This window comes from Paracoccus chinensis (genome assembly GCF_900102885.1).
Classification (GTDB): domain Bacteria; phylum Pseudomonadota; class Alphaproteobacteria; order Rhodobacterales; family Rhodobacteraceae; genus Paracoccus; species Paracoccus chinensis.
Genome location: NZ_FNGE01000005.1, coordinates 63,813 through 79,777, shown reverse-complemented (window position 1 = coordinate 79,777; position 15,965 = coordinate 63,813). Strand labels below are relative to the sequence as shown.

General features: G+C 69.2%; 19 protein-coding genes. 9 read left to right on the top strand and 10 right to left on the bottom strand.

The genetic code is table 11. The features are described from left to right. The gene (gene mnmH / locus BLQ03_RS06855) at nucleotides 1-1,086 is read right to left on the bottom strand and encodes a tRNA 2-selenouridine(34) synthase MnmH (protein ID WP_245688710.1); all 1,086 of its coding nucleotides are present in this window, start codon (nucleotides 1,084-1,086) and stop codon (nucleotides 1-3) included. 23 nt (nucleotides 1,087-1,109) lie between these two features. Further along, a complete protein-coding gene (locus tag BLQ03_RS06850) occupies nucleotides 1,110-1,706 on the bottom strand; it encodes a L,D-transpeptidase (protein WP_090754196.1) in 597 nt (198 codons plus the stop codon). Nucleotides 1,707-2,131: 425 nt separating this feature from the next. Here BLQ03_RS06850 and BLQ03_RS06845 point away from each other — a divergent pair, with 425 nt between their 5' ends. After that, nucleotides 2,132-4,555, top strand: coding sequence for a heavy metal translocating P-type ATPase (locus BLQ03_RS06845; RefSeq protein WP_090754194.1), 2,424 nt, complete (start codon nucleotides 2,132-2,134; stop codon nucleotides 4,553-4,555). Between the two features lie 78 nt (nucleotides 4,556-4,633). Here the strand turns inward: BLQ03_RS06845 and BLQ03_RS06840 are convergent, their stop codons facing one another. The 3 genes from BLQ03_RS06840 to BLQ03_RS06830 form a co-directional block, all read right to left on the bottom strand. Further along, on the bottom strand, nucleotides 4,634-5,311 hold the full coding sequence (locus BLQ03_RS06840; protein WP_090754191.1) for an NAD-dependent deacylase: 678 nt from the start codon (nucleotides 5,309-5,311) through the stop codon (nucleotides 4,634-4,636). After that, nucleotides 5,308-5,610, bottom strand: a complete 303-nt coding sequence (locus BLQ03_RS06835; RefSeq protein ID WP_090754189.1) for a hypothetical protein — start codon at nucleotides 5,608-5,610, stop codon at nucleotides 5,308-5,310. Before BLQ03_RS06835 ends, BLQ03_RS06840 begins: the two co-directional genes overlap by 4 nt. A 189-nt stretch (nucleotides 5,611-5,799) precedes the next feature. Then, complete coding sequence (locus tag BLQ03_RS06830; RefSeq protein ID WP_090754188.1) at nucleotides 5,800-5,988, bottom strand: heavy-metal-associated domain-containing protein; 189 nt, start codon at nucleotides 5,986-5,988, stop codon at nucleotides 5,800-5,802. A gap of 54 nt (nucleotides 5,989-6,042) precedes the next feature. On the opposite strand from BLQ03_RS06830, the gene BLQ03_RS06825 reads away from it, so the two are divergent. Both BLQ03_RS06825 and lepA read left to right on the top strand, forming a co-directional pair. Beyond that, complete coding sequence (locus BLQ03_RS06825) at nucleotides 6,043-6,948, top strand: DMT family transporter (protein ID WP_090754186.1); 906 nt, start codon at nucleotides 6,043-6,045, stop codon at nucleotides 6,946-6,948. 39 nt (nucleotides 6,949-6,987) lie between these two features. Beyond that, nucleotides 6,988-8,787: a translation elongation factor 4 gene (lepA, locus tag BLQ03_RS06820; protein ID WP_090754183.1), complete on the top strand. Its 1,800-nt coding sequence runs from the start codon at nucleotides 6,988-6,990 to the stop codon at nucleotides 8,785-8,787. A gap of 30 nt (nucleotides 8,788-8,817) precedes the next feature. Here the strand turns inward: lepA and BLQ03_RS06815 are convergent, their stop codons facing one another. From BLQ03_RS06815 to BLQ03_RS06810, 3 genes are all read right to left on the bottom strand, one after another. Next, nucleotides 8,818-9,351 carry a hypothetical protein gene (locus tag BLQ03_RS06815; protein ID WP_090754181.1) on the bottom strand — a complete coding sequence of 178 codons (534 nt, stop codon included), beginning with the start codon at nucleotides 9,349-9,351 and terminating at the stop codon, nucleotides 8,818-8,820. Between the two features lie 8 nt (nucleotides 9,352-9,359). Beyond that, entirely contained in the window at nucleotides 9,360-9,929 is a 570-nt protein-coding gene (locus BLQ03_RS17890) for a hypothetical protein (RefSeq protein ID WP_139166652.1), read from the bottom strand. A 64-nt stretch (nucleotides 9,930-9,993) separates the two neighbouring features. Next, nucleotides 9,994-10,527 (bottom strand): REP-associated tyrosine transposase, encoded by a 534-nt coding sequence (locus BLQ03_RS06810; RefSeq protein ID WP_217629672.1) that lies wholly within the window; start codon nucleotides 10,525-10,527, stop codon nucleotides 9,994-9,996. A 101-nt stretch (nucleotides 10,528-10,628) separates the two neighbouring features. Between BLQ03_RS06810 and BLQ03_RS06805 the strand changes: the two genes are divergently transcribed. The 4 genes from BLQ03_RS06805 (at nucleotide 10,629) to BLQ03_RS06790 (ending at nucleotide 12,465) form a co-directional block, all read left to right on the top strand. Further along, complete coding sequence (locus tag BLQ03_RS06805; RefSeq protein WP_090754179.1) at nucleotides 10,629-11,114, top strand: nucleoside deaminase; 486 nt, start codon at nucleotides 10,629-10,631, stop codon at nucleotides 11,112-11,114. A gap of 163 nt (nucleotides 11,115-11,277) precedes the next feature. Then, nucleotides 11,278-11,592: a TraR/DksA family transcriptional regulator gene (locus tag BLQ03_RS06800; RefSeq protein ID WP_090754177.1), complete on the top strand. Its 315-nt coding sequence runs from the start codon at nucleotides 11,278-11,280 to the stop codon at nucleotides 11,590-11,592. Nucleotides 11,593-11,661: 69 nt separating this feature from the next. Continuing rightward, nucleotides 11,662-12,198, top strand: a complete 537-nt coding sequence (locus BLQ03_RS06795; protein ID WP_090754175.1) for a cytochrome b — start codon at nucleotides 11,662-11,664, stop codon at nucleotides 12,196-12,198. Between the two features lie 66 nt (nucleotides 12,199-12,264). Further along, nucleotides 12,265-12,465 carry a hypothetical protein gene (locus BLQ03_RS06790; RefSeq protein WP_090754173.1) on the top strand — a complete coding sequence of 67 codons (201 nt, stop codon included), beginning with the start codon at nucleotides 12,265-12,267 and terminating at the stop codon, nucleotides 12,463-12,465. Between the two features lie 3 nt (nucleotides 12,466-12,468). Here the strand turns inward: BLQ03_RS06790 and BLQ03_RS06785 are convergent, their stop codons facing one another. Beyond that, nucleotides 12,469-13,236, bottom strand: a complete 768-nt coding sequence (locus tag BLQ03_RS06785; protein ID WP_090754170.1) for an alpha/beta fold hydrolase — start codon at nucleotides 13,234-13,236, stop codon at nucleotides 12,469-12,471. Nucleotides 13,237-13,317: 81 nt separating this feature from the next. On the opposite strand from BLQ03_RS06785, the gene BLQ03_RS06780 reads away from it, so the two are divergent. After that, complete coding sequence (locus BLQ03_RS06780) at nucleotides 13,318-13,701, top strand: hypothetical protein (protein WP_090754168.1); 384 nt, start codon at nucleotides 13,318-13,320, stop codon at nucleotides 13,699-13,701. A gap of 84 nt (nucleotides 13,702-13,785) precedes the next feature. On the opposite strand, the gene glyA is transcribed toward BLQ03_RS06780, so the two are convergent. Further along, the gene (gene glyA / locus BLQ03_RS06775; protein ID WP_090754166.1) at nucleotides 13,786-15,069 is read right to left on the bottom strand and encodes a serine hydroxymethyltransferase; all 1,284 of its coding nucleotides are present in this window, start codon (nucleotides 15,067-15,069) and stop codon (nucleotides 13,786-13,788) included. 114 nt (nucleotides 15,070-15,183) lie between these two features. Here glyA and BLQ03_RS06770 point away from each other — a divergent pair, with 114 nt between their 5' ends. Further along, on the top strand, nucleotides 15,184-15,936 hold the full coding sequence (locus tag BLQ03_RS06770) for an NAD kinase (RefSeq protein ID WP_245688709.1): 753 nt from the start codon (nucleotides 15,184-15,186) through the stop codon (nucleotides 15,934-15,936). Nucleotides 15,937-15,965: the final 29 nt, after the last annotated feature.

The window sequence follows — 15,965 nt, the reverse complement described above, 5'->3', positions numbered from 1 at the left end:
TCAGGGCTGCGGGTCGGTCTGGCCCGCAGCCGTTTCCCCCACCAGGGCTAGCCGGCCCACCGCGGCTTCCACGGCGGCGGCGGCGGCCTCCAGCCCGTCCCCGGTCAGGCGGGCTACGGGGATCGTCTCGCGCTCGTTTTCACCATGCCGGGCGCGGTGCTTCTCATAGCGGGGGTCGTAATGCTCGCGCATCAGTTCCTCGGCAAGCGAAACCCAGTCGGCGCGCTGGGCCATGCCGCGCCAGGCCGCGATCCGCTCGGCCGGGTGCTGGGGGGCAAGCCGGGCGACGGAGGCCTCGACCCGGCCCGGTTCGGCCACCGCATCGGCATAGGCCTGCGCGGTATAGATCGCACGCGCCGCAAGGGGCACCTCGAGCCGCAGCCGCGGCGCGGCGCAGAGCGCCTGCCACATGGCCCGCGGCACCGCGAGATCGCCAATGCGCGAGCTTTCCGCCTCGACCACGGCGGGACGCGACGGGTCCAGCGCGGCCAGCGCCATCGCAAGGCGGCTTTCGAACAGCTTCTGCGCGGGCTGCCCGCCGGGCATCCCGCCGAACAGGCTGCCCCGGTGGTTCGCCAGCCCTTCGAGGTCGATCACCTGCACCCCGCGCTGTGCGAGCCGCGCCAGGATCTCGGTCTTGGCCGAGCCGGTGTTGCCGTCCAGCACGACCAGAGGCGAGGGCGGGCCGAGGTCCTGCACCTGCCGCAGGACCAGCGCGCGCCAGGATTTCCAGCCGCCCTCGAGCCGAGATGTCCGCCAGCCGATCTGCGCAAGGATCGTCGAGAAGGCGCCCGAGCGCTGTCCGCCGCGCCAGCAATAGACCAGGGGCCTCCAGCCCCCGTCCCGGTCCGCCAGCGGCCCCGCCACGTGACGCGCGACGTTTGCCGCCGCGATGGCGCCGCCGATCTTGCGGGCCTGGAAGGGCGAGACCTGCTTGTAGATCGTGCCGACCTCGGCGCGCTGGGCGTCGTCAAGGACGGGCAGGTTGATCGCGCCGGGCAGGTGGTCCTCGGCGTATTCGGACGGGGATCGCGCGTCGATGATCGTGTCGAACCCGGCTTTCGCCAGGTCCGACAGGCTGGTCACGCGGAACTCGGCCGGCTGCAAGCTCAGTAGACGTAGACGGGGGCGCCGATCGGCACCTTGTCATACAGGTCCATCACCGCCTCGTTGCGCATGCGGATGCAGCCGTTGGACACGGCCCGCCCGATCGAGCCGGGATCGGTCGTGCCGTGAATGCGGATGGCGGTGTCGTTGCCGTTCACGGTGTGCAGGTACAGCGCCCGCGCGCCCAGCGGGTTCTCGGGACCGCCGGGCATGCCGTTCTCGTATTTCTTGTACTGCTCGGGCTTGCGCTCGATCATCGACTTGGTGGGCGTCCAGCTGGGCCATTCGACCTTGCGGCCGACCAGCGCGCGGCCCTTCCAGACCAGCTCGTCCGTTCCCACGGCCACGCCGTAGCGGATGGCGCGGCCCGGCGCGATCACGTGATACAGGTAGTAGTCGCCCGAAACGACTACGATCGAGCCCACCTCGAACCCTTCGCGGATCGGCACCTCGGTGGGCGCCGGGTCATAGGCGGCCTTGGTCCTTGCCGGGGCCGCGGGAGCCTTCGGCGGGGCCGCGGGGGCGGTCGCCTGCGCCATCAGCGCAGCCGGAGCGGCGATCAGCGGCAGGGTCAGCAACATCATCTGGCGGCGGTTCATCGACACTCGGTCCCTCGTGGTTCGTGCCTTTTGGCTTTTGCGCTAACGTTTATGGGGCGGCATTTCAACTCAAAGCGGCGTCAACGGGCGGCGTTGCGCTCTGACAGGCAAGGCCCCATATCGAGTCCCGCAAGGAGAACGCCCATGTGCTGCCGTTCCGCCACCCCCCGGCCCGCGAGGCCCCCGCGCCGCGCGCCCGTGCGTCCGGCGCATCTGTGCCGGGGACGGGGCGGGCGCGGCTGCCGCTGCCACCAGCGGGACCGCGGGCTTGCGGCGCGTGCGCCCCTGGCCCTGCGTGCAAGGGACGCCGACCTGCTGCCGGTGCTGTCCCCCGCCGAGGCTGCCGCCGATCCGCCGGGACGTCCGCAAGCCCCGCCCTTCGCCCTTTCGACTCCGATGAAACATGGAATCGAAAAGGCTTTGTCATGGCACAAACACAACAGATCGAATTCGAGCTTGAGGGCCTGAGCTGCGCCTCTTGCGTGGGCCGGGCCGAGCGCGCGCTTGCCGCCGTCCCCGGCGTCGCCCGCGCCAGCGTCAACCTTGCCACCCGCCGCGCGCGCCTGGATCTCGATGACCCCGCCGCCGCAGGCCCCGCCATCGAGGCGGTGGGCCGCGCGGGCTACCCGGCTGCGCTGGAGACCACGCGGCTGGCGGTCGAGGGGATGACCTGCGCCAGCTGCACCGGCCGGGTCGAGCGCGCGCTGACCGCACTGCCCGGCGTGACGGCGGCGGTGGCGAACCTTGCCACGCGGTCGGTCACGGTGACGCATGGACCTTCGGTCACGCCCGCTGCGCTGGCCGGGGCGGTGACGCGCGCGGGCTACAAGGCGGCGGCTCCTGATGCGGCGGCCGAACCTGCCCGCGATGCACAGCGCGACGAGGCCGCGGGGCTGCGCGGGCGCTTCATCCTTGCCGCCGTCCTGACGCTGCCGCTGTTCGTCCTTGAGATGGGTGCGCACCTGTTCCCGCCCTTCCACCACTGGCTGATGTCGGTGGCGGACACGCGGGCGCTCTGGGTGCTGCAGTTCGTCCTGACCCTGGCGGTTCTGGCGGGGCCGGGGCGGATCTTCTTCGCCCATGGCATCCCGGCACTCCTGCGGGGCGCGCCCGAGATGAACAGCCTTGTCGCGCTGGGGGCGGGGGCGGCGTTCCTGTATTCCACCGTGGCCACCTTCGCGCCGGGGCTGCTGCCCGCCGACGCGCTGCATGTCTATTACGAGGCCGCTGCGGTCATCGTGACGCTGATCCTGCTGGGCCGCTGGCTGGAAGCGCGCGCGCGCGGACAGGCGGGGCAGGCGATCCGGCGTCTGGTCGAACTCGCCCCCTCGACTGCCCGCGTGCGGCGCGGCGGCGCAGTGGCCGAGGTGCCGGTGGCGGAACTGATCCCCGGCGACCTGGTCGATTTGCTGCCGGGCGAGCGCGTGGCGGTGGACGGCGAGATCACCGAAGGCCAGGGCGCGATCGACGAATCCATGCTGACGGGCGAGCCGCTGCCGGTGGCCAAGGCCCCCGGCGACCGGGTGACGGGTGGCACGGTGAACGGCGCCTCGGCCCTGACCTATCGCGTGACTGCCGTTGGCGCCGACACGGCGCTGGCGCGGATCGTGCGGATGGTCGAGGACGCGCAGGCGGCCAAGCTGCCCGTGCAGGGGATGGTGGACCGCGTCACGCGGGTCTTCGTGCCCGTGGTGATCGCGCTGGCCGTCCTGACCTTCGCCGTCTGGATGCTGGCGGGGGCGGGGCTGACGGGCGCGCTGGTGTCCGCCATCTCGGTCCTGATCATCGCCTGCCCCTGCGCGATGGGGCTGGCGGTGCCGGTGTCGATCATGGTGGGCACGGGACGCGGCGCGGAACTCGGCATCCTGTTCCGGCGCGGCGACGCGCTGCAGCGACTGGCCGACGCGCGGGTCGTGGGCTTCGACAAGACCGGCACGCTGACGCTTGGCCGCCCGGCGCTGGTCGCGCTTGAGGCGCGCGGCATGGAGGAGACCGAGACCCTGCGGCTGGCTGCGGCCGCCGAGGCGCGGTCCGAACATCCGCTGGCCGCCGCCGTTCTGGCCGCCGCGCGCGAGCGGGGGATCGAGGTGCCCGTCGCCTCGGCCGTGTCCGCCAGCGCGGGCCGGGGGCTGCGGGCCACGGTCGAGGGCCGCGCGGTGCTGATCGGCAACGCGCGCGCTTTGGAGGAGGCGGGCATTGCCTCCGACGCGGGGCTGCTCGCGCAAGCCGAGGCGCTGTCGGCCGAGGCCGCGACTCCGGTGCACCTGGCGGTGGACGGAGTCCATGTCGCCGTCATGGGCATGGCCGATCCGCTGCGCGAGAGTTCGGCGCAGGCGGTCGGGGCGCTGCACGGACTGGGGATCGAGACGCGCATGATCTCGGGCGATGTTCCCGCCGCCGCCAAGGCCGTGGGCCGGCGCCTCGGAATCGACCACGTGACCGGGGGCGTGCTGCCCGAAGGCAAGCTGGAGGCGATCCGGGGAATGGGCGAGGGCAGCGTCTTCGTGGGTGACGGCATCAACGACGCACCCGCGCTGGCGGCAGCCGAGACCGGCATCGCCATCGGCTCGGGCACCGATGTCGCCATCGAAGCGGCCGAGGTCGTGCTGGCCTCGGGCGACCCGTCTGCCGTGGCGAAGGCGATCCGGCTCAGCCGCGCGGTCATGCGCAATATCCGACAGAACCTGTTCTGGGCCTTCGCCTATAACGTCGCGCTGATCCCGGTGGCGATGGGCGTGCTGGTGCCCCTGGGCGGGCCGCGCCTGTCGCCCATGCTGGGGGCCGGGGCCATGGCGCTGTCCTCGGTCTTCGTGGTGACGAATGCGCTGAGACTGCGGCGGTTTCGCTGAGAGCACTGCCGGACCGGGGGCTTCGCGCCCCCGGAGCCCCCGCGGGATATTTTCACGAAGAAGAATGCGCGAGGGAGTTCAATCGATCAGCGAGGCGACCCATTCGGGGACGGTGCGGCTGGCCGGACCCTCGATCACCCGGTCGAAGCGGCCGGGGGCGGTGGGAGCGAGGTTGAGTTCCACCGTCTCGGCGCCGTTCATCGCGGCAATGTCCACGAAGCCCGCGGCCGGGTAGACGTTCCCCGAGGTGCCGATGGCCGCGAAAAGGTCGGCGCGGTCCAGCGCGGCCTCGATCCGGTCCATGTGATAGGGCATCTCGCCGAACCACACGATGTCGGGGCGCGCCTCGGGGCTGCTGCAGGACGGGCAGGCCATGCCCACGGGCATCCTGTCGGGCGCGGGCCAGCGGTGACCGCAGGCGCCGCACAGGGCCGAGTCGAGGCGGCCATGCATGTGGATCACTTCCTGCGCGCCCGCGCGGTCCAGCAGCGCGTCCACGTTCTGGGTGATCAGCGTCACGCCGGGCTGACGGCTGAGCCGCGCCAGCGCCTGATGCGCGGGGTTGGGTTGGGCCGCGGCGGCCCCCGCCCGGCGCGCGTCGTAGAAGCGCATGACCAGCGCGGGGTCGCGGCGGAAGGCCTGCGGGGTCGCCACGTCCTCGACCCGGTGCTGTTCCCAAAGCCCGTCCGAGGCGCGGAAGGTCGCAAGCCCGCTTTCCGCCGACAGTCCCGCGCCGGTCAGGACGACGATCCTCACCGCGCGCAGTAGCGTTCGGCGGTCGCGGCAAAGAGCTTGTAGCGGTCCCAGAACTGGTTGTCGGCGGCACGCTTGGACATGCGCACGTCCTGCGCCTGCTGGGCGTTGCGGAAGAAGCCCGCGGCGCGGCGCTGGTCGGCGCGCGACAGGGTCTGGTCCGCGACCTGCTGGATGCAGCCGCAGAGCCCCGGACTGCGGGCGCCCCGGTCGGACCGGATGCAGGCGTTGTCGATTGGGCCGGCCTCGGCGAAGGGGGTGGTCAGAAGGATGGCGGCGATGGCCACGACGGGCTTCATCATCTGGTGTCTCCTCGTCCTGAATGCTGCCTTTGCGGCAGTCGTGCCTTGGTTCCGCCGGTGGTTGCGGACAGCTTCAGGAATACCATCGCCGAGGCAATGCGGCAACGAAACAGAATGCCGCAAATCCATGCGCGAAGGGACGCGGGACCGACACCGGGGCAGGGGCCGGACGCGCTGATTCGGCGCCCCTTATTCGACCGGGACGGCGGTGTAGCCCGCTTCCTTGATGACCTCGGCCGCCCGCGCGCTGCCCATGCCCTCGACCGTGACCGTCTTGCTGTCCAGGTCGGTGCGGGCCTGCCCCCCGGCTTGGGCGATGGCGGCCTCGATGGTGGCGGTGCAATGGCCGCAGCTCATGTCTTCGACGTGGAACTTCATGGCGAAAGCCTTTCGTGCTTGACGCGAGAAGGCCAGTCTAGCATCGCCGGGGACATGACCGCCACCAGTCCCCTGAACACGTCGGAGGCCACGGCCAACCTGCGCGCGGCGCTGCTGATGGTCGGCGCCATGGCGACATTCGCGGTCGAGGATGCCGCGATCAAGGCCCTGACCATGAGGCTGCCGGTGGGGCAGGTGCTGGTCACGCTGGGCCTGCTGGGAATGGCGGTCTTCTGGGTCCTGCTCAGGCGGGCGGGGGGACGGCTTTTCACCCGCGCGCTGCTGATCCCGGCGGTCCTGCTGCGCAACGGGGGCGAGGCGGTCGGCGCCGTGGGCCTCACGCTCGCACTGGCGCTGACGGATCTGGCCTCGGCTTCGGCCATCCTGCAGGCGCTGCCGCTGGCGCTGGTCATGGGAAGCGCATTGTTTCTGAAGGAAAAGGTCGGCTGGCGGCGCTGGGCGGCGATCCTCGTGGGCTTTGCGGGCGTGCTGCTGATCATCCGCCCCGGCGCGGCGGGGTTCCAGCCGCAGTCGGCCCTGACGCTGGTGGGCGTCGTGGGGCTGGCCGCCCGCGATCTCGCCACGCGGCGGATGCCGGCGCGGGTGCCCTCGCACCAGCTGTCGGCCTCGGCCTTCGCGGCGCTGGTGCCGGCGGGGCTGGCGCTGGCCTGGGTGCAGGGCACGCCGATGCTGGCGCCCACGCGGCCCGAGGCGCTGGGCTTCCTGGGCTGCATGGCCTTCAGCGTCCTGGGCTACGCCATGATGGTCGGCGCCACCCGCGCCGGAGAGGCCTCGCTGATCGCGCCCCTGCGCTATGTCCGCCTGATCTTCGCCCTGCTGATCGCCGTCGCCGTCTTCGGCGAGCGGCCCGACGCGGCGACCCTTGCGGGGGCCGCGCTGATCGTCGGATCGGGCGGTTTCGCCATGTGGCGCGAGCTTGTGCGCAACCGCCCTCGCTGACCCCTTCCCGCAAGCGCGGCGCCCTTGTATTAGCCGCGCATGACCCAGCTTGACCTCATCCGCAACTTCTCGATCGTGGCCCATATCGACCACGGCAAATCCACGCTCGCCGACCGGCTGATCCAGTCGACCGGCACTGTCGCCGATCGCGACATGAAGGAGCAACTGCTCGACAGCATGGATATCGAGCGCGAACGCGGCATCACCATCAAGGCCAACACCGTCCGCATCACCTACAAGGCGCAGGACGGGCAGACCTACACGCTGAACCTGATCGACACCCCCGGCCACGTCGACTTCGCCTATGAGGTCAGCCGGTCGATGCGCGCGGTCGAGGGGTCGCTGCTGGTGGTCGACGCGACGCAGGGGGTCGAGGCGCAGACGCTGGCCAACGTCTATCAGGCGATCGACGCGGGGCACGAGATCGTGCCGGTGCTGAACAAGATCGACCTGCCGGCGGCGGAACCCGAGCGGGTCAAGGAACAGATCGAGGACGTGATCGGCATTGATGCGTCCGACGCGGTGCCGATCTCGGCCAAGACGGGCCTGGGCATTCCCGATGTGCTGGAGGCCATCGTCCAGCGCCTGCCCGCGCCCAAGGGCACGCGCGAGGCGCCGCTGAAGGCGATGCTGGTGGATTCGTGGTACGACGCCTATCTCGGCGTCGTCGTGATGATCCGCGTCATGGACGGGGTGATCCGCAAGGGCGACCGCGTCCGCATGATGCAGACCGGCGCCGTCTACGGCATCGACAAGCTGGCCGTCCTGACCCCGCGCATGGTGGACATTCCCGAACTGGGCCCGGGCGAGATCGGCGTCTTCACGGCGTCCATCAAGCAGGTCCGCGACACCCGCGTCGGCGACACCATCACGCATGAGCGCAAGGGGACCGAGGAGCCGCTGCACGGCTTCAAGCCCGCGCAACCGGTGGTCTTCTGCGGCCTCTTCCCGGTGGACGCAAACGATTTCGACGCCCTGCGCGACGCCATCGAGAAGCTTGCGCTGAACGACGCCTCCTTCTCCTACGAGATGGAGACCTCGGCCGCGCTCGGCTTCGGCTTCCGCTGCGGCTTCTTGGGGCTGCTGCACCTTGAGGTGATCCGTGACCGCTTGGAACGCGAATACGACCTTGACCTGATCACCACGGCGCCGAGTGTGGTCTTCCGCCTGCACATGAAGGACGGAGAGGTGCGCGAGCTGCACAACCCCGCCGACATGCCCGACCCGATGCAGATCGACCATATCGAGGAGCCGCGGATCAAGGCCACCATCATGGTGCCTGACGACTACCTGGGCGACGTGCTCAAGCTCTGCCAGGACCGCCGCGGCATCCAGCTGGACCTGACCTACGCCGGCTCGCGCGCGATGGTCGTCTATGACCTGCCGCTGGCCGAGGTCGTCTTCGACTTCTACGACCGGTTGAAGTCGGTGACCAAGGGCTATGCCTCGTTCGACTACCAGATCTCGGAATACCGCGAGGATTACCTGGTCAAGATGTCGATTCTGGTGAACGACGAGCCGGTGGACGCGCTCTCGATCATGGTCCACCGCGACCGCGCCGAGTCCCGCGGCCGCGCGATGGTGGAAAAGCTGAAGGAGCTGATCCCCCGCCACATGTTCAAGATCCCGATCCAGGCGGCTATCGGCGGCCGCGTGATCGCGCGGGAAACGCTGGCGGCGCTGCGGAAGGACGTGACCGCCAAGTGCTACGGCGGCGACGCCACGCGGAAGAAGAAGCTACTGGAGAAGCAGAAGGCCGGCAAGAAGAAGATGCGCCAGTTCGGGAAGGTGGAGATCCCGCAGTCGGCGTTTATTTCGGCGTTGAAGATGGATGGGTGAGAGGTGGATTGAAGTCGTGGCGGCCGAAGCTTACTCCGACGCCGCCGATGCCGCTTGCTGCGTATCGCAGGACACCAGCACCCTTAGGTTCGCTGAGTATTGCTGACCGGTTATGACAAATCCACAAGGCTCGTCTTCGGTCAGCCACCGCTGCAAAGCGGACATCCGATCATGCGGCAGCATGTTGACCGGGGACTCTTTCCGGTCTGCTGCAATCCCGTCTTCAACGGCGACTACGACAAGGCACTTGTCAGCCCTGCACTCGGTTCGCTGCAGAGCGAAGCCGACGAGATTTCGAGCCTTGAACGAAGCTGTAAGCTGCGCCGACTTCTCCGCAGTCCACGGAGTATCCCCTGCACCCGCCTCAAACGCTTTCGACCATTCGTCAGCGTAGCTCGGCCAGGCGGCCGCCGCCTCGGCTCTGAGCGCACGCTCCCGCGCCAAAGCCGCCTCCACGGTTGGTGGTTCTAACGGCTCCGCCGGTCCCGCCTCCTGGGCCACAGCCAGCGAACAGACCGTAAGGCTCATGGAGAACGCGATGAAAACGGGGCAAGCATTGGACATGGCGTGTCTCATTTCCACCAGAAGGCTTCGACATATTCCAGCGTCATGAAGCCCGGTCCAACCAGGTGCAACTCCAGCCAGGCGATCGCACCAATCGGTATGGGGGGGAGGGCGGGATACGCTGGCGAGCCAGGACCGCCGTTTACCGTAAGGGAAGCAGAGGGACCGCAGCTATAGTGATAGCCGGGTGTGTAGACGCCCCAGGAACAGATTCTTGCCGTTGCAGTTCCCGGCCTCGCCAAAGAGGTGCTATGCCGCAGCGATAACCACTTCAGTTCAGAGTCTCTGTATCCGGTCGGGGGTTCCAACTGACAAAGTAAACGGATGCGAGGCATGGGATCAGGGGAGGTCGGGTGGAAAATCGGGTCCGACGGATCTGCGCCATAGCCGCCAAAGATGAAATAGTGGAACTTATCAACGCCGCCGGTAAGGACCTCGCCGCGGGGGCCAAAGGCGCGATGTGGCGATCCGTCACAGGAACCGCCATGAATGCTCCTATAACCAAACTGCGCTCGGGCCGCACTGCTGGTGACGGCGAGCGCGCAAATGACCGCGACGAGATTGATCAAACCTCGCATGACAATCATCCTTTGACTCCTGATCGATAGTACGAAATTTCTTCGTTCTTGTCGATTCCAATCCCTACCCATGATGCGGGTGGAGATGCACGGCATAGCAAGCGTAGGGTGCGTGGTGCCCATTTCCATAGTGGCCCGCCGATCTCGCGGTGGACCGAGGAGAATGCCCATCCCGGGGCCGCGCAACCAGCCCGTGCTTCACCGGATTGAACCGGCAATAGCGCAGATGCGCCACGAAATCGGCCTCGTCGCGGATGTGATGCTCCCAGAAGCGCCGCTGCCACACGGCGCGCTCGCCTCGCACCACATGGCTCGCGCGCCGCGGACCCGGCTCCACCCCGCGTGAGAACCGCGCCTTGATGAGCCGCCAGCGCGTCGCATAATCCGCATTCCCCTCCGGCATCCGCCAGATGCAGTGCAGATGGTCCGGCAGCACCACCCAAGCCTCTATCCCGAACGGCCGTTCGGCGCGGGTGTCGTGGACGGCCTGCCGCAGTTGCTCCACCTCGGCGACCAGCAGGTGCGAATCCCGCTGCGCGAGCGCGATCGTGAAGAAGATCATGGCGCCGCTGCGGCGCGGGCGGAGGTAGCGCGGCATTCCCTCAACCTGCACCGCGAGCGGTTAACAAGGCCTCACCGCATTGACCCGCACGAGGGTCGCGGCCCATCATCCTGCTGGTTGACCAGCCGGAGAACCCCATGACCCCCACCGACGCCGACCTCCACCACCTCCGCCGCTGCATCGAGCTTGCGGCCGAGGCGCTTGCGGCGGGGGACCAGCCCTTCGGCTCGGTCCTAGTAGCGGTGGACGGAACGGTGCTCGCCGAGGATCGGAACCGGACCGGCAGCGGCGACGCGACCCTGCATCCCGAACTCGCGCTGGCGCAATGGGCCGCTCGTCACATGACCCCGGAGGAGCGGAAGACGGCCACCGTCTTCACCTCGGGCGAGCATTGCCCGATGTGCGCCGCCGCGCATGGCTGGGTCGGGCTGGGGCGGATCGTCTATGTCCACTCGGCGCAGCAGTACGCCGACTGGATGGCCGAACTTGGCCGCGGTCCGCTCCCCGTCCGCCCCCTGCCCATCCAGGAGGTGGTGCCGGGCCTGCCGGTCGAGGGACCCGTGCCCGAACTGGCAGAGGAAATGCGCGACCTCCACCGCCGCCATGCCCGGCAGCAGTCATAGGCAGATCTTCTCGCATCCTGCACCCTGCGGTGGCATCTTCGCATGATGTCCCGCGGCGCCAGCCGCTGCGGCGGAAGCCCGCAGCCCGAACCCTCGGGCTTGACGAAAGGACGGGCCCCCGCTGATCTGGACTCCACCACAGCCAGCAAGGGAAGGGCACGCCATGACCCCCGAAGCCGCCAGGGAAATCCTTCTTGCCCGCCGGGCCGAGCTGCTCGGCAACATCGCCCGCATCGAGGACCAGCTGGACGATCCCGTGCCCAAGGACTGGGAGGACGCGGCCTCGGAACGGCAGGGGGACGAGGTGCTGACCGCGCTCGGCCAGTCAGACCAGGCCGAGATCCGGCGCATCGACGCGGCCCTCGCGCGGATCGCGGCGGGGGAATACGGCGACTGCGTGCAATGCGGCAATCCCATCGCCGAACGGCGGCTGCAGCTTCTGCCGGACACGCCCTTCTGCGCCAACTGCTCGCCCTGAGGCAGCCGCGGAACATTCAGGCCGCTGGCGCATTTCCAGCCTGAGAGCCCCCTTTGCGAAGGCAACGCCATGCGTCACCCCGCCCGCTATTCCGCTATCCAGATCGCGCTTCACTGGGCGGTCTTCGCCCTGGTCCTTGTCCAGCTTCTCACCGGAGACTGGATGGCCGAGTATTTCCGCGCCCTGATGCGGGCCGAGGAGGGGCGGCCGATCATGGGCAACGCCGTCTGGCACATGGTGTCGGGCATTGCGATCCTGATCTTCATGCTGACGCGGCTGGCGCTGCGCTTCACCCATGGCGCCCCGCCCTCCAAGGCGGATTCGCCCGGCTGGGACAAGGTCCTGTCCAAGCTGAACCACTGGCTGTTCTATGTCGTGCTGATCGCCATGCCGCTGGTCGGGATGGCCGCCTATCTGATCCCCAGCAGGGCGATGGGAGAACTGCACGAGAACACCGTGCCGGTCCTGTTGGCGCTGGTGGCGCTGCACTTGGCGGGGGTCGTTTATCACCAGTTCATCCGGAAGGACGGGCTGATCCGGCGCATGACGCGCCCCGAGCAGGGGGTGGAACGCGTGCCTCCCGTAGATCCGCGCCGCCGGGGCTGATCTGGATCAAGGCATGGCCCGCCGCCCTGGCTTAGGCGGGCCGAAACGAGACAAAGAGGTTGGGCGATGTCGCGGCTGTTCCTGTTTCTTGCGATGATGTCGGTGCCGACGCTGGCGGGCATCGGCGTCATCATCATGCTGACATTGGGCTATTACGACTGGCGCGCGATGCTGTCGGCCGCCGCCATCGGCGCGGTGGGCGGGTTCCCAGTCGCCTGGCTGGTCGCCAAGCGCATCCAGGCGACGGACCCCAAGGACAGCCTCTGACGCTCAGCCGTTCAGGAAGTCCACGATCCGGGGCGCGACCTGGCCCGGCTTTTCGGCGTGCAGCCAATGGCCGGTGCCGGGGATCGCCTCGATGACCGCCTGCGGAAAGAACTCGCGGATCGCAGCCTCGCCTTGGGCGGTGACGTAGTCGCTGTCGCCGCCGCGCAGGAACAGGGCAGGGCCGCCGAAGGGCGTGCCGCTCTCGGGCCAGCCGGTCAGGTTGTCCATGTTGGCGCGCAGGGCCGCAAGGTTCATCTTCCAGCGCGGCGGGCTGGCCTTGAGGTCCAGCGATTGCAGCAGGAAGGCGCGGACGCTGTGGTCGTCCAGCTGCTCGGCCAGCAGCGTGTCGGCGCCGCTGCGGCTGGTGGCGCTGGCAACGTCGGTGGCCTCCAGCGCCTCGATGATGCCGTCCTGAGTGTGGTCATAGGCGACGGGCGCGATATCCAGCACCGCCAGCCGCCGGACCATGTCGCCCCGCGTCAGCGCCAGCCGCATCGCGGCCTTGCCACCCATGGAATGACCCACGACATCCGCCCGGCCGCCATGCGCCGCGACCACTTCGGCCAGGTCCTCTGCCAGGGCATCATAGTCGTGCCGGTCGTCCCAGGGCGACTCGCCATGGTTGCGCATGTCCACGGCCAGCACCTGCCGCGTCTCGGACAGGGCGCGCGAGATCACGCCGAGGTTCCGCGCCTGCCCGAACAGGCCATGCGCGACAAGGACGGGGGGCTGGGGGCCGGGCTGGCCCGAGACGGTGAGCGACAGTTTCATGCGGGCGATGCTAGCCCGTCTGGCGAAGCGCCCGCAAGCGACCTATCCTTTCGCGCGAGACGGACGGCAGGGGACAGGGGAATGGCGCAGGACGACGTGCGGGCGATGGCCGACGAGGTGGCGGCGCTGATGGCGCAGCGCCTGGGCGGCGCGCGGCGAGGCACGCAGCCCGACCTTGCCACCATGCTGCGCCGCAGGGGCAGAGCGCTGCCGCGCCGCCAGCGCCGGGCGGCCGAGGTGCTGGCCCGCGCGCAGAAGGCGGCCGCGACGCCGAAGCTGTCGCGGCAGATGGACAGCACCGCCGCCGCCCGGGCCCATGCCGAACTGATCCGCTATCTTCGCCCTTTGGGGTCCTCGGCCCGCTGGCAGGAAGGCGCCCTGAACGTGGCGGCTGCGGTGATGCTGGGGCTGCTGCTGGTCGGCGCCATCGCCGTCTGGATCATGGTCCGGCGCGGGCTGGTGTGACCCGATGACGGTGCGTGCGAAGCACGCACCCTGTGGCCCGCTCAGGCATTTGGCGCGCCGGATAGGCCGGCGTGCCTGCGTTCCTTACAGCCCGTCGTAAAGCGGGAAGCGGGCGCAGAGCGCCTTGACCTCACCCGCGACGCGGGCCTCGACCTCGGCATTGCCCTCGGGGCCGTTGGCGGCCAGGCCGTCCACCACCTCGACGATCCAGCGGCCGATCTGGCGGAACTCTTCCTCACCGAAGCCGCGGGTGGTGCCCGCGGGCGAGCCCAGGCGGACGCCCGAGGTTACGGTCGGCTTTTCGGGGTCGAAGGGGATGCCGTTCTTGTTGCAGGTGATGTGGGCGCGGCCCAGCGCGTCCTCGGTCTGGTTGCCCTTCACGCCCTTGGGCCGCAGGTCCACCAGCATCAGGTGGGTGTCGGTGCCGCCGGTGACGATGTCCAGCCCGCCCTTCATCAGCTCGTCCGCCAGCGCCTGCGCGTTCAGGACGACCTGCTTGGCATAGTCCTTGAAGTCCGGCCGCAGCGCCTCGCCGAAGGCCACGGCCTTGCCGGCGATCACATGCATCAGCGGCCCGCCCTGGATGCCGGGGAAGATGGCCGAGTTCACCTTTTTCGCGATATCCGCGTCGTTGGTCAGGATCATGCCCCCGCGCGGGCCGCGCAGCGTCTTGTGCGTGGTTGTCGTCGCCACATGAGCATGCGGGAAGGGCGAGGGGTAAAGGCCCGCCGCCACCAGCCCGGCGAAATGGGCCATGTCGACGATCAGGTAGGCCCCGACCTGGTCCGCGATCTGCCGCAGCCGGGCGAAATCGATGATGCGCGGGATGGCCGAGCCGCCCGCGATGATTGCCTTGGGCTTGTGTTCGTTGGCCAGCGCCTCGACTTGGTCATAGTCGAGCAGGCTGTCCTGCTTGCGCACGCCGTATTGCACCGCGTTGAACCACTTGCCCGACTGGTTGGGGCGCGCACCGTGGGTCAGGTGGCCGCCCGCGTCGAGGCTCATCCCCAAGATGGTGTCGCCGGGGGTCAGCAGCGCCTGGAAGACGCCCTGGTTCGCCTGGCTGCCCGAGTTCGGCTGGACGTTCACGAAGTCGCAGCCGAACAGCTGCTTGGCGCGGTCGATCGCGAGGTTCTCGGCGACGTCCACGAACTCGCAGCCGCCGTAGTAGCGCTTGCCCGGATAGCCTTCGGCATATTTGTTCGTCAGGACCGAGCCCTGCGCTTCCAGCACCGCGCGGCTGACGATGTTTTCCGAGGCGATCAGTTCGATCTCGTCGCGCTGGCGGCCGAGTTCGCGGTGGACCGCGTCGAAGATCTCGGGGTCGCGGGTGGAAAGGGCTTCGGTGAAGAATGCGCTGTCGGTCATCGGGGTCCTCCGGGCCAGGGTCAGCGTCCTGTTAGCCATTTTGCGCCGGTCCTTCCAGCGCCTCGGCGCCGCCGAGGCTTGCCAAGGGCCGGGCAGGGTGCATGGATGCCACCCATGACCGCGTTCCATTTCACCGCAAACGACACCGATGTCGCCCAGAATGCCCTTGGCCGGCTGATGGAGCGTTACGGCCAGACCCCCGCGACCCGCGCCGACGTGGTGGTGGCGCTGGGGGGCGACGGCTTTCTTCTGTCCACGCTGCGCCAGAACCTCGGGCGGCCGGTCTACGGGATGAACCGGGGCACTGTCGGCTTCCTGATGAACGGCTATGACGAGGACGGCCTGCCCGAGCGCATCGCCCATGCCGAGGAAACGGTCATCAACCCGCTGTCGATGGTGGCAGGGGCGATCGACGGGGACGAATACCGGGCGCTGGCGATCAACGAGGTCTCGATGCTGCGCGCCGGTCCCCAGGCCGCGCGCATCCGCATCAGCGTGGACGGCCGCGTGCGGATGGAGGAACTGGTCTGCGACGGGCTGATGGTGGCAACGCCTGCGGGATCGACCGCCTACAACTATTCCGCGGGCGGGCCGATCCTGCCGATGGGCTCGGACGTGCTTGCGCTGACCGCCATCGCGCCCTTCCGCCCGCGCCGCTGGCGGGGGGCGATCCTGCGCCACGATTCGGTGATCCGCATGGACGTGCTGGACCCGCGCAAGCGCCCCGTCATGGCGGATGCCGACGCCAAGCAGGTGGACCGCGTGCTGTGGGTCGAGATCCGCACCGAGCCCGGCATCGCCCACCGCCTGCTGTTCGATCCCGGCCACGGGATGGAGGAGCGGATGCTGCGCGAGCAGTTCACGTAAGCCATGGGTGGCGCCAGCCGCCCTGCCTT